This is a genomic window from Streptomyces sp. CNZ287 (genome assembly GCF_007827615.1).
The window spans coordinates 1-12502 of the sequence record NZ_VISV01000022.1; the positions used below are offsets into that span (position 1 = coordinate 1).

Here is a 12502-nt window from a genome sequence, read left to right on the forward strand (position 1 = left end):
ACAGACACGACGTACCAGCTCAGAACCCCGCTCCCCCCGCACTGTCAGACCAGCCGCATACCCTTGGGCGGGCGTGAGGGGAAACGGGGAAACGGGGAAACGGTTAAACGGGGAAACGGGGCCCGCGCACACCACACCAACCTGCTGCACAAGGCGTGGGCCCGCGCAGCCCCCGCCCGCGCTGCGTTACGGCTTGCGGCCCACTCCGGCCAGTCCCAGGACCTTCGGCGGCTCGCCGAACACCGTGGGCTCCGGGCGCCAGCGGCTCATGGACACCAACCCCGGCTCCTGGAGTTCGAGTCCGTCGAAGAAACGGCCGAACTCCTCCCGACCACGCGGGAACAGCGGAGTCGCCGCCCTCTCGTCCCAGTCCTCCCGGGTCTGGGCGTTCGCCCTCACTTCGCTCTCGCCGGCGAGCGAGGGATCCATGGTGGCGTGCGTGGCGACCAGGAAACTGCCGAGGGCACGGCGTCGAGCAGCCGGGCGACGATGCCGTACGCCTCGTCGAAATCGGGGACGATGTGCAGGATGCCGAGGACCATGACGGCGACGGGCTCTCCGGAGTCCAGCGTCTTCGCCGCCCGGCGAGGATGTCCGCCGGCCGGCGCAGATCGGCCTCGATCATCACGTACCAGCGAGGAGGACCCTTGACCCGCACCGTCCCCACCCCCCAGGCCCCCCGCACCGTGCTTGTCACCGGAGGCACCAGCGGCATCGGCCGCGCCATCGCCGCACGGTTCGCCGCCGACCAGGACCGAGTCTTCCTCACCGGACGCCATCCCGGGGCCGTCGAACAGGCCGCAGAAGAGCTGGGCGTGCACGGCGTGACGTGCGATGCGACCGACCCCGGGCAGGTCGCGGCACTCGCCGCCGGGTTCGGCGAACTGGACGTCCTGGTCAACGCCGCCGGCGGCCTGCCCCAGGCGGCCCCCGAGGGCGTACCGGCCCTGGAGGCGGTGCTGGCCCAGTGGCACTCCAGCCTGGCCCAGAACCTGCTCGGCGCGGTCCTGACCACCACCGCGGTGCGGGACAAGCTCACCTCGGGCAGCTCGGTCATCAGCATCGGCTCGATCGGCGCCGAACGCCGCGGCGGCTCGTACGGTGCGGCGAAAGCAGCACTGGCCGCCTGGAACGCCGCCCTCTCCGGCGAACTCGGCCCGCACGGCGTCACCAGCAACGTCATCTCCGCGGGCTACATCGCGGGCACCAACTTCTTCCAGGGCCAGATGACCGACGAGCGCCACGACGCGCTCGTTCAGGAGACACACGACAAGCGCCCGGGCACGGTCGAGGACATCGCCGAGACGGCGTACTTCCTTGCCTCCCCGGGCGCCCGGCACCTCACCGGCCAGACCATTCACGTCAACGGCGGAGCCTTCACCACGCGGTGACGCCCGGCTACGCGAGTTCGTGAAAGAACTCCGTGCCGTAGGTGACGCACCACCCGTCGGCGACGAGGTCGCGGGCGACGTCGATCAGCACCGTGCGTCCCGGCGATCCGTCCTCGCTCCACAGTGACCAGTTCGCGGAGACCGCCAGTTCCACCCGGCCGTAGTCCGAGGCGTGCAGCGTGATCGGCGCGCGCGCCCCGAGTTGCCGCATCTCGCGGGTCGGCCCGGCGACCCAGGCGGTTCCCTCCCGCCACCGGAGGGGCACGTGCGCGACCCATCGCGCCTCGGCGACGTCCAGGGCGACATGTGCGGTCGCATCCGGTGCGTACGGGCCGGGGACCAGGGCGCGCGTGGCGTTGAACCACAGGTCCGTCCAGCCGACGTCGTGGGTGCCGGGCGCGGGAGAAGCCTGCGCCTGTGCGCGTGCCAGCCAGGACTCGATCGCGGCGGCGGAGAGGTCCGGGACCGGCTCGACGACCGGGTCGACGTGCCAGGGGCCGACGACATCGAGTGCCCGCCCGTCTGTGGGCCGGGCCGCCGCGCGGTCGTGGATGAACCAGTGCGGGCGCAGCGGTTGGACACCGATGTCCGGATAGCCGGTCTCGCGGTCGAGGCAGCCCACGACGGCCTCGGCGCTGAGGGGCCGGACCAGCGGCCAGAGGCGCCGGATGCCGTGGACGAGGCGACCGACGGCGGAGGCGGCCGACCCTTCCCCTGACGTCGGAAGGGGTTCGGCGAACGTGAGCGTCGGCCCGCCGTCCTTGTGCTCGCGGACCACCTCTATGCCCCACCGCCCGGCGCCGTGGCGGCAGCCGGGCAGATGTCGTGATGGCTCACGCGGACCATGGCGCGCAGCGTACCGCCGCATGTCCGGGGCCCGTCCCGGGCGGTACGTGCCGGGCCGGGGGCCCGCCCCCTGGCGCGAGTACCGGGGACCAGGGGGCGGGAGTTCAGTGCCCGGGGTGTCGGCGGAGGAGGACGTTGGCGTCACTGACGGCGGACAGGTCCCCCGACGCGCGGGACGCGGTCCGCCCCGCGGCCAACTCGGCACACCGCCCGCATCCGGCGACGGGCTCGGGCTCCACGAGCGGCCACGCGTCGGGCAGGTGCACCGGATCCGCCATCCGCGTCCACGGCCCGTCGCTCACGGCCGCGCCCTCCGCGGCAGCGGCGCGGTCACGGTGATCCGCCCGCGGCCGGGTCCGAGATCGTCCTCGCCGCCGGTGGTCATGCAGTACCCACCGGCCTGGTGGACTCCGAGCCGCAGAATGGCGCTGCCCTCCCGGTCCCGGCTGATCCGGTCCCACGAGTCGACCAGGCACACGGCACGGGCGGCGGCCTGCCGCATGGCGTACGTCATCGCGTCCCACTGCGGCCGCGGCCAGTTCGTCAGCGCGTGATCCCCCCGGTCGACCCACTCCCCGGCGACCACCCAGCCCCGCTCGGCGGCATACCGGCGGCAACGCGCTATGCGCTCGTCCAGAGCGGCCGTCGCCAGCGTGGCGTGCCGGTCGTAGAGGAACGCGAGTGTGGGCCGGGTGGGTGGGGCTGGGGTGTCCATGACGCTCACCTGTCGTCGGTGATCAGATCGTCACCGACCGTAAGGCCAACGCGAGCGTGGCCACCATGGCACTATTCCTTGGGGCCGATCGAAGGTGCTAATGAGCGTGAGGACGACGTGCAGGTCACAGGGGCAGTCGTACGGTGTCTGCCAGCTCGCGCATCTCCGGGGTGAGCGTCCGTCGACGTTCGACCACCCGGCCCACGATGTCCCGCGCATACCGCTGATGCGGAAGCCATTGCGGCGCCGCCGCGCGTACCTGACGCAGCGTCGTCATTGCGTCCGAATAACGGCGCAACCGCACCTGCGCGTTCGCCACGTCCAAGCGGTGCCGACTCCAGTTCGCCAATGTCGTGCGCATCCCTCCAGCCGCCAACGGCTCCGCCAGGGCCAGCACATGATCGGGCTGATCCAGGATCATCGCGTTCTCGCACTCCTTGAGTGCGACCGTCGTGGGGCCGAACATGCGAATCGGGTCCGCGCCAGACTGCTGCTCGTGACCGATCACGACGGCTGCTGCCTGCGCCATCCGCAGCGCATCCGCTGCTGCGCCGTCCCGGGCATCCCGCACCGACGAGTTGGAGACGCGGAGCAGCATCCAACCCCACGCGGCCAGTTCGTCCGCTGTTGCGCGGGACAACCGGGCTGGCTCCGCATCATCCGCCCAGCGCACTGCATACTCATGCGCTTCTCCGAGTCGCCCCTGCCGAAGTAGCAGCCAGCACAGAGAGTTGACCATCGCAATGCCCTGGACGTGATCCCCGGCGTCCTGCAAGTGCCGGGACATCAGCTCCTCGGCGGCGTCGAACTGACGAGTCTGGGTGAGCAACCATCCGGTCAGAAGCATCACCCGGAACCGCAGGTGACGCCCTTCCCGCGTGTGGGCGGCCAGGATCTCGGCGTCTCGGAGCAGGCGCGGCAACACGTCCGCGATCTCGACGAACTGGTGCCGGGCACGGAGCCTCAGCATGTCCTCTAGAGCGGACCGCACGCCCCCAGCGGTGGGAGGCTCAGTGATGTCGTCCGGTGGTGGAGAGGAAAGGGCCTGCCGCACGGACGCCCACCGGTCGAACGTCGGCGGGTCGGCGACTTCATCGGTACGGCTGCGGATGAGACTGCTGGTAGGGACGCGCAGTGCGACGGCGAATCTCCGGGCGGTCTCCAGCCGCGTGTCGGTGAGTTCGCCCTGCTCCAGCTTACGGACCAGAGAGACGGACAGGCCAGCGGCTGCGGCTAGCTCCCGCTGCGTCAGTCCACGGCGCTTCCGTACCGATCGCAGGCGGTCGCCGATGTGCTCTTCGGGATGGTCGGGCATGCTGACTCCCGTTCTGAGACGACACCAGAACCGTACCCACGGGACACCCCGCAGGTACCACACAAACGCCCCCGCCCGCGGACGGTTACGCCACCGCACCTGCCTCACCCAGGACCAGCATCACGTGCTCGTCCTCCCCGTTCCACTCCGAGCCCGTTTGCTGGAAGCCCAGCCGCTTCAGCAAGCGCACCGAGCCCTCGTTGCCCACGTACGGGTCCGCGTGCAGGGGGCGGTTGCGTTCCAGTTCCAGGAACGCGGCCACCGCCCGGGTGCCTATGCCGCGGCCCCAGAACTCCCGGCCGAAGACATAGCCCAGGAACCGGCGGTCGCCGTCCCACCAGGCCACCACACCGCCCGCGACCTTCCCGTCGACCTCCACCGTCTGCACCAGGCCCGTCGGGTCCCCCAGGATCCGCTCCCGCCAGTGCGTCATGAAGCGCTCCCGCTCGCGCGGCGGGAAGTGGGACCGGCGCACGTTCTCCGGGTCGTGCTCGTGCGCGAAGAAGACCTCCAGGTCCTCCTCCGCCACATCTCTCAGCAGGATCTTCTCCGTCATGCCGCCGAGTCTCGCACCCCCCACTGACATCACCGCCCCGCCCTTGCTGAAGCCATGAATCACTGCTTCAATCCTTCCTATGCCCTACCGTCGCACCCCCGCCGTCCAGGCGCGGATGGACGGCCGGCGGGACGCCGTCCTCGGCGCCGCCCGCGCGCTGCTCGCCGACGAGGGGTACGCCGGGTGCACCGTCGCCGCCGTCGCCGCGCGGGCCCGTATCGCCACCGGCAGCGTCTACCGGCACTTCCCCAGCAAGTCCGTGCTCGCCGTCGAGCTGTTCCGCAGCGTCGTCACCGCCGAGGTCGACGCCGTGTCCGCCGCGGCCCGCAGGCCCGAAGACCCCGCCGAGGGGGTCGCCGCCGCCGTGGAGACGTTCGCGCGCCGGGCGCTGGCCAGTCCGCGGCTGGCGTACGCGCTGCTCGCCGAGCCCGTCGACACCGCCGTCGAGGCCGAACGGCTCGTCTTCCGGCGGGCGTTCCGCGACGTGTTCGCGGCGCGTATCGCCGAGGGCACCGGCAGCGGGCGGCTGCCGCGGCAGGATCCGCTGCTGACCGCCGCCGGTCTCGTCGGGGCGTGTGCGGAAGCCCTCATCGGGCCGCTGTCCGGCGCAGCCGGAAGCGCGGCGACCGGCCGCACGGAAGGGCCCGGGCCCCACACCCCCGCGCACCTCGTCGCCTTCACCCTGCGAGCCCTGGGAGTCCCCCATGCCAACCACCCATGAGGTCACCAACCAGCCCCCGCCCCTCACCTCCTACGACGTCTCCGCCTACCCCGCCCTCCTGGAGTCCCTCCGCGCCCACGGCGCCTCCTGGGCCGAGGACGAGGTGCGCGAACTCGGGCTCCTCGCCGGCGGGCCGCAGGCCCAGGAGTGGGCCCGCAGCGTCGAGGAGCACCCGCCCGTGCTGCGTACCCACGACCGCTACGGGCACCGGATCGACGAGGTCGAGTTCTCTCCGCACTGGCACGACCTGATGCGTACCGCCGTCGGCCACGGCCTGCACGCCGCGCCCTGGCGGGCGCGCACCCCCGGCGCGCACGTCGCGCGCGCCGCGAAGCTCTTCGTCTGGGGCCAGACCGACGCCGGGCACCTGTGCCCGGTCTCCATGACGTACGCCGCCGTGCCCGCCCTGCGCACCTCGCCGGACCTCGCCGCCGCGTACGAGCCGCTGCTGACCTCCGCCGCGTACGACTTCGGGCTTCGCCCGCCCACCACCAAGTCCGGCCTCATCGCGGGCATGTCGATGACGGAGAAGCAGGGCGGCTCCGACGTACGCGCCAACACCACCCGCGCCGTACCGGCAGGCGACGGCGACGGGCTCTACGCGCTCACCGGGCACAAGTGGTTCACCTCCGCACCCATGTCCGACGTCTTCCTCACCCTCGCCCAGGCGCCCGGCGGGCTGTCCTGCTTCCTCGTCCCGCGCGTGCTGCCGGACGGCACCCGCAACGCCATCCGGCTCATGCGCCTGAAGGACAAGCTCGGCAACCGCTCCAACGCCTCCGCGGAGATCGAGTACGAAGGGGCGGTCGGCCATCTCGTCGGCGAGGAAGGGGAGGGTGTGAAGACCATCATCAAGATGGTGAACATGACGCGGCTCGACTGCGCCCTCGCCACCGCGGGCGGGATGCGCCTCGGCGTCGTCCAGGCGCTGCACCACGCCGAGCACAGGCGGGCGTTCGGCGCGCGGCTCGCGGACCAGCCGCTGATGGCGAACGTGCTCGCCGACCTCGCCGTGGAGGCCGAGGCGGCGACGGTGGCGGGGATGCGTCTCGCGGGCGCCGTCGACCGCGGCGAGACGGGCCGGGCCGACGAGCAGGAGGCCCTGTTCCGGCGGATCGGGCTCGCCGTCACCAAGTACTGGGTGTGCAAGCGCGGTCCGGCGCACGCCGCGGAGGCGCTGGAGTGCCTGGGCGGCAACGGGTACGTCGAGGAGTCCGGCATGCCGCGGCTGTACCGGGAGGCGCCGCTGCCGTCGATCTGGGAGGGCTCGGGCAACGTCGCCGCGCTCGACGCGCTGCGCGCGATGGCCCGCAGGCCGGAGACGGTGACGGCGTTCTTCGCCGAGGTCGGCGCCGCGGCGGGCGCCGACGCGCGGCTGGACGCGGCGATCGGGCGGCTGCGCAAGGACCTGGCGGACGTGACGGCGGTGGAGTACCGGGCGCGGCGGGTGGTCGAGTCGATGGCACTGGTGCTCCAGGGCGCGCTGTTGCACCGGCACGGCGACGTGGCGGTGGCGGACGCCTTCTGCGCGAGCCGCCTCGCCGGCGACGGCGGCCTGGCGTTCGGCACGCTGCCACCGGGGGCGGACACGGACACGATCCTCAAGCGGGCCCGCCCGACGGGCGGCGCGTACGGCAGGAGCTGAGGCGGGGAGCCCGCACGGCACGAGGCGCGCCCTTGCCGGTTCGTACGGTACGGACCGGGCGGGCGCTCCTCGTACGCGTACGGGACCGGCCGCCGCCTGGCCCGTGCGGGTCAACTGCCGTTCACCGCGGGCACCCTGTGCAAGTCGTCCTGCCCGGTCGATACTTCGGTCCATCCTGTACGCCGCACCAGGGGAGGGACCCTTGTCCGCCTACTCCAGACGCCGCGCCGTCGCCACGTTGTCCGCCGCCGTCGCCGGCGGTGCGCTCGCCGGGGGGCTTCCCGCGTACGCCCAGGCCGCCGAGCGCGGTGCCGGCGGCCGGGGGCGCGGGCCCGCGCCGCTCAAGCGGGCGCACGCGCACAACGACTACCTCCACGAACGCCCGCTCCTCGACGCGCTCGACCACGGCTTCGCCAGCGTCGAGTCGGACATCTGGCTGGTCGACGGGCAGCTCCTCGTCGCCCACGACGAGGCGCAGCTCGATCCTGCCCGTACGCTCCAGGCGCTCTACCTCGACCCGCTGGCCCGCCGCATACGGGCCAACGGCGGCCGCGTCTACCAGGGCCACCAGCTCACCCTGCAACTGCTCATCGACCTCAAGACCGCCGGCGACCCCACGTACCGCGCGCTCTCCGAGGTGCTGCGCGGCTACGGCTCCATCTTCAGCTCCGCCACCGGCGGCAAGGTCCGCCGCCGCGCGGTGACCGCCGTCATCTCCGGCGACCGCGGCGCCCGCGCGCCGATGGAGGCCGAGAAGCTCCGCTACGCCTTCTACGACGGCCGCCACGACGACATCAACTCCGGTGTCCCCGCGTCGTTCATCCCGCTCATCAGCGGCAACTGGAACTCCAGCTTCACCTGGCAGGGCACCGGCACGATGCCGGCCGCCGAGCGCAACTGGCTGAACCTGATCGTCCACACCGCCCACCGGCAGGGCCAGACCATCCGCTTCTGGGCCACGCCCGACGCCGCGGGCGAGGCGCGCGACAACATATGGCGCACGCTGCTCGACGCGAACGTGGACTGGATCAACACCGACGACCTCGCGGGCCTGCAGACGTTCCTCCGCAAGCACGACGCCTGACGCCCCGCCCGGCCGGGCCGCGGTCTCACACGACGTACGCCCCCTCCCGCGCCGCCACCGCCGCCGCCTCGGCGGCGCGGTCGGCGGCGGCGGGGTCGAGGGGGTCGCCGCTGGCGAGGAGGCGGTAGTACAGGGGGGCGGAGACGGCGCGGATCACCTCGTGCGGGTCGGTGCCCGCGGGGAGTTCGCCGCGGGCCACCGCCTGCTCGACGCAGGGGGCCCATTCGGCGATGCGGATCGCGTAGAACCGGTGCAAGGCCGCCGCCGCGCGGTCGTCGCAGGTGGCCGCCGCGATCACGGCGCGGAACAGCGCGCCCTGCCGCGGGTCGGTGAGGGTGCCGAGCACGAGACGGGCGTTGGCGCGCAGGTCCCCGAGGAGGGTGCCGGTCTCGGTACGCGGTACGGACTGCTCCGCCATCTCCGCGAGCAGGTCGGCGACGAGCCCGGTGGCGGAGCCCCAGCGGCGGTAGACGGTGGTCTTGCCGACCTCGGCGCGGCGGGCGACGTCGGCGAGGTCGAGGTGGGCGAAGCCCTGTTCCGCCAGGGCGTCCCCGGTGGCCCGGAGGACCGCCGCGCGGACCCGGGCGGTGCGGCCCCCGGGCCGGAGGGTGCCGGGATCGGGATCAGGCTCGGGCTTCATTAACGGGTCTCCAGTTTCGTTAGTGCCGCATTCTCTGCTACCTTCGGCTTCAGCTTAACGGGACACGAGTCCTGTTAGCCCGCCCGAAGGGAACCTCCATGTCCGTGCTCGACAAGGCCGCCGCACCCCCGGCCCCCGCCCTCCGCATGACCGGGCGGCAGAAGCTCGTGCTCACCCTTCTCCTCGGCGCCCAGTTCATGGTCGCGGTGGACTTCTCCATCCTCAACGTCGCCCTCCCCGTCATCGGCGCGGGGCTCGGCTTCCCGCTCGCGCACCTCCAGTGGATCGCCACCGCCTTCGCCCTCGCCGCCGCCGGCTTCACCCTCCTCTTCGGCCGGATCGCCGACCTCTTCGGCCGCAAGCGGCTCTTCCTCGGCGGCATGGCCCTGCTCGGCCTCTCCTCCGTGCTCGGCGGCCTCGCCACCTCCCCCGGGATGCTGCTCGTCGCCCGGGTACTCCAGGGCCTGGCCACCGCCGCCGTCACCCCGGCCGGGCTCTCGCTGCTCACCACCGCGTTCCCCGAGGGCCCGCTGCGGCAGCGCGCGCTCGGGCTCAACGGGGCCCTGATGTCCGCCGGCTTCACCGCGGGCGCCGTGCTCGGCGGGTTCCTCACCGACCTGCTCTCCTGGCGCTGGGCGTTCCTCGTCAACGTGCCCGTGACCGCCGCGATCCTCGCCGTCGCCCCCGCCGTCATCGCCGACTCCCGGCCCGCGGGCCGGCCCCGGCTCGACCTCCCCGGCGCGGTCACCGTCACCGGCGGGCTGCTCGCCGTCGTCTACGGGCTCACCCACGCCGGCGAGGCCGGCTGGACCGAGCCGGTCACCCTCGCCGCGCTCGGCGCGGGCGCCGCGCTCCTCACCGCGTTCTGGTTCGTGGAGAAGCGGGCGGAGAAGCCGCTGGTGCCGGTACGCATCCTGCGCCGGCCCACCGTCGTGTGGGGCAACGCCGCCGGGCTCGTCGCCTTCCTCACCGAGACCTCCCTGGTCTTCCTCCTCACCCTCTACCTCCAGGAAGTCCTCGGCTACACCCCGCTCGCCACCGGCCTCGCCTTCGGCGTCCTGGGCCTGGGCACCGTCCTCGGCGGCACCCTCGGCGGCCGGGTCGTCGGCCGCGTCGGCAGCCGCGCGGCGATCGTCTACGGCGGCGCGGCCCAGGCCGCCGCCACCGCGGCGCTGCTCGCGCTCGGCACCTCGGGCGGCTGGATCTGGCTGCTGCTCGCGGCGACGTTCGCCGGGGGCGTCGGCAACATGCTGATGATCGTCGGCTTCATGGTCACCGCCACGTCGGGGCTGCCCGACTCCGAACAGGGCCTGGCCACGGGCCTCGCCACGATGACCCAGCAGGTCGGCATCACCATGGGCATCCCGGTGATGAGCGCCATCGCCACCGCCCGCATCACCGCCGCCGACGGCACCGGCCCCGAGGCCGTGCTCGACGGGGTCAGGACCGCGGTCGGCGTCAACGCCGCGCTCGTCCTCGCCGGAGCGCTGGCCGCGGGGGCGCTGCTCGGCCGCCGGCGGCGGGCGGCGCCGGGGACTCCGGGGCGATGAGTCGCGTACACGGGCGGGCGGCCGGTCCGTACGCGTACGCGCCCGGATCAGGCCGTAGGCGTACGCGCCCGGATCAGGCCGCCCGCGGGGTCAGCACCCGCTCCACCGCGTCCCGCGTCAGCTTCCGCAGCGCCGCCGCGTCGTCCAGGTCGTTGCCCACGACGAGGCCGTCGCGCAGCACCAGCAGGAGGTCCGCCGTGCGCTCGGCGTCCGGGTGGCCGTCCGCGGCCAGCAGGTCCCGCATCAGGTCGCGGAACCAGCGCCGGTAGTCCGTCACCGCGCGGCGCACCGGGTGGTCCGGGTCGGGGTACTCGGCGGCGGCGTTGATGAAGGGGCAGCCGCGGTAGCCGGGGCCCGCGCCGGCCTCGCCGATGAAGTCGTAGACGGCCAGCACCGTGGCCCGCGGGGCGGTGCCCGCGAGGGCCGCGGCGGCCTCCTGCTGGCGCCGGCACTGGTCGGTCACGTACGCCGCGACCAGGTCGTCCTTCGTACGGAAGTGGTGGTAGAAGGTCGCCTTCGCCACCCCGGCCTCGGCGATGATCCGGTCCACGCCCACCGCGTGCACGCCCTCGGCGTAGAAGAGCCGCGTCGCGGCGTCGAGGACGCGGCCGCGGGCGGGGGGTTTCGGCGGTGCGGTCACGTGTTGACGGTAGCAGACAGGTCTGTCTAGTCTGAGCGGCGATCAGACAGACCTGTCTGTTCGATATGGACTCCCGGAGAGGCACCTCCCATGAGCGTTCTCTACACCGCGGTCGGCACCGCCAACGGCCGCGACGGCCGCGGCGTCAGCTCCGACGGCAAGCTCGACGTCACGCTCGCGCCGCCGCCGGAGCTGGGCGGGACCGGCGAGGGCACCAACCCCGAGCAGCTCTTCGCCGTCGGCTACGCGGCCTGCTTCACCAGCGCCATGGGCGTCGTCGCCAAGCGCATGGACCTCGACGTCTCCGACGTCTCGACCACCGCCGAGGTCGGGATCGGCCCGAACGACTCGGGCGGCTTCGCGCTGGAGGTGACGCTGCGGGTGGAGATGCCGGACGACATCCCCGCCGAGCGGGGCAAGGAGCTGCTGGAGGCGACGCACCAGGTGTGCCCGTACTCGAACGCGACCCGGGGCAACATTCCGGTACGGCTCGTCGTGGAGTGATCCCGGCGCGCCGTCGCCACATCGGGGTGGGCGCACACCTAGCGTGACGCCGTGTCAACTAAACGCTACCTCTCCCCCCGAAAGCGGCGCACCGCCGTCGCCGTTGTCCTCGCCGCCCTGCTCGCGGCCCTCGCCGGAGCGAGCACGGCGGGCGCGGCGAGCGCCGCGCCCTCCGCGCCCTCCGCGCCCTTCGTGTCCGCCGCGTTCGCCGCGCCCTCCGCGTTCGCCACCGCCGCGGGACCCCCCGCCGCGCACGCCCGGCACGCCCCCGCCGCCCGCGCCGCGCCCGCGGAGCCGGCGCCGCCCTCGTACCGCGTACGCAAAGGCGACACCCTCACGGCGATCGCCCACCGGCTGGGGGTCCCGCTGGACCGGCTGTACGAGGTCAACAGGTCCGTGATCGGCCCGGACCCGGACCTGCTGCGGCCCGGCCAGATCCTGCGCGCGCCCGCACCCGGCTGGACCGCCCCGGTCGATGCCGAATACCGGATCTCCGCGCCCTACGGCCTCCCCGGCGACGGCTGGATCGCCGGCCACCACACCGGCGTCGACCTCGCCGTCCCCACGGGCACCCCGGTGTACTCCGTCGGCCCCGGCGAGGTCCACAGCACCTCCGCCGAGGGCGCGTACGGCAATCACATCCTGATCCGCATGGCCGACGACCACTACGTCCTCTACGCCCACCTTGACCGGATGTCCGTCGCCCCGGGCGACCGCGTCGAGGGCGGCACCCGCATCGGTGACTCCGGCAACACCGGCAACACCACCGGACCGCACCTGCACGTCGAGGTGCGCACCGGCACCGACTACGGCACGGACATCGACCCCGTCGCCTACCTCGCCGGGTACGGCATCGACATCTGAGACACCCGCACGCACAGCGGCGCCCCGGGCT

At 73.3% G+C, this 12502-nt stretch carries 13 protein-coding genes and 1 pseudogene; 7 read left to right on the top strand and 7 right to left on the bottom strand.

Annotated elements, in window-relative coordinates; all coding sequences use genetic code 11:
• Positions 1-186: 186 nt before the first annotated feature.
• A pseudogene (locus FB457_RS29970) lies at positions 187-542 on the bottom strand (SAM-dependent methyltransferase).
• A 105-nt stretch (positions 543-647) separates the two neighbouring features.
• On the opposite strand from FB457_RS29970, the gene FB457_RS29975 reads away from it, so the two are divergent.
• Entirely contained in the window at positions 648-1391 is a 744-nt protein-coding gene (locus FB457_RS29975; RefSeq protein ID WP_486589180.1) for an SDR family oxidoreductase, read from the top strand.
• Between the two features lie 7 nt (positions 1392-1398).
• Here FB457_RS29975 and FB457_RS29980 read toward each other — a convergent pair whose 3' ends face one another.
• The 4 genes from FB457_RS29980 to FB457_RS30000 all read right to left on the bottom strand — a co-directional run bounded on the left by FB457_RS29980 (position 1399) and on the right by FB457_RS30000 (position 4823).
• Positions 1399-2169: a hypothetical protein gene (locus FB457_RS29980; protein ID WP_145783876.1), complete on the bottom strand. Its 771-nt coding sequence runs from the start codon at positions 2167-2169 to the stop codon at positions 1399-1401.
• Positions 2170-2535: 366 nt separating this feature from the next.
• Positions 2536-2952 (bottom strand): recombinase family protein, encoded by a 417-nt coding sequence (locus FB457_RS29990; RefSeq protein WP_047016479.1) that lies wholly within the window; start codon positions 2950-2952, stop codon positions 2536-2538.
• 124 nt (positions 2953-3076) lie between these two features.
• Positions 3077-4267, bottom strand: coding sequence for a helix-turn-helix domain-containing protein (locus FB457_RS29995; RefSeq protein ID WP_047016480.1), 1191 nt, complete (start codon positions 4265-4267; stop codon positions 3077-3079).
• Positions 4268-4352: 85 nt separating this feature from the next.
• Positions 4353-4823 carry a GNAT family N-acetyltransferase gene (locus tag FB457_RS30000; RefSeq protein WP_173534849.1) on the bottom strand — a complete coding sequence of 157 codons (471 nt, stop codon included), beginning with the start codon at positions 4821-4823 and terminating at the stop codon, positions 4353-4355.
• Positions 4824-4902: 79 nt separating this feature from the next.
• Between FB457_RS30000 and FB457_RS30005 the strand changes: the two genes are divergently transcribed.
• From FB457_RS30005 to FB457_RS30015, 3 genes are all read left to right on the top strand, one after another.
• A complete protein-coding gene (locus FB457_RS30005) occupies positions 4903-5544 on the top strand; it encodes a TetR/AcrR family transcriptional regulator (RefSeq protein ID WP_145783878.1) in 642 nt (213 codons plus the stop codon).
• Positions 5528-7189 carry an acyl-CoA dehydrogenase family protein gene (locus FB457_RS30010; RefSeq protein WP_145783880.1) on the top strand — a complete coding sequence of 554 codons (1662 nt, stop codon included), beginning with the start codon at positions 5528-5530 and terminating at the stop codon, positions 7187-7189. The genes FB457_RS30005 and FB457_RS30010 overlap by 17 nt, the downstream gene beginning before the upstream one ends.
• Before the next feature lie 202 nt (positions 7190-7391).
• Entirely contained in the window at positions 7392-8273 is an 882-nt protein-coding gene (locus tag FB457_RS30015; RefSeq protein WP_047016483.1) for a phosphatidylinositol-specific phospholipase C/glycerophosphodiester phosphodiesterase family protein, read from the top strand.
• A 25-nt stretch (positions 8274-8298) separates the two neighbouring features.
• On the opposite strand, the gene FB457_RS30020 is transcribed toward FB457_RS30015, so the two are convergent.
• Positions 8299-8913 (bottom strand): TetR/AcrR family transcriptional regulator, encoded by a 615-nt coding sequence (locus FB457_RS30020; protein WP_047016484.1) that lies wholly within the window; start codon positions 8911-8913, stop codon positions 8299-8301.
• A gap of 98 nt (positions 8914-9011) precedes the next feature.
• Here FB457_RS30020 and FB457_RS30025 point away from each other — a divergent pair, with 98 nt between their 5' ends.
• Positions 9012-10463 (top strand): MFS transporter, encoded by a 1452-nt coding sequence (locus tag FB457_RS30025; protein WP_145783882.1) that lies wholly within the window; start codon positions 9012-9014, stop codon positions 10461-10463.
• A gap of 73 nt (positions 10464-10536) precedes the next feature.
• Here the strand turns inward: FB457_RS30025 and FB457_RS30030 are convergent, their stop codons facing one another.
• On the bottom strand, positions 10537-11103 hold the full coding sequence (locus FB457_RS30030) for a TetR/AcrR family transcriptional regulator (protein WP_047016486.1): 567 nt from the start codon (positions 11101-11103) through the stop codon (positions 10537-10539).
• A gap of 90 nt (positions 11104-11193) precedes the next feature.
• Between FB457_RS30030 and FB457_RS30035 the strand changes: the two genes are divergently transcribed.
• Positions 11194-11607, top strand: coding sequence for an Ohr family peroxiredoxin (locus FB457_RS30035; RefSeq protein ID WP_145783884.1), 414 nt, complete (start codon positions 11194-11196; stop codon positions 11605-11607).
• A gap of 51 nt (positions 11608-11658) precedes the next feature.
• Positions 11659-12471 carry a LysM peptidoglycan-binding domain-containing M23 family metallopeptidase gene (locus FB457_RS30040; RefSeq protein ID WP_486589181.1) on the top strand — a complete coding sequence of 271 codons (813 nt, stop codon included), beginning with the start codon at positions 11659-11661 and terminating at the stop codon, positions 12469-12471.
• Positions 12472-12502: the final 31 nt, after the last annotated feature.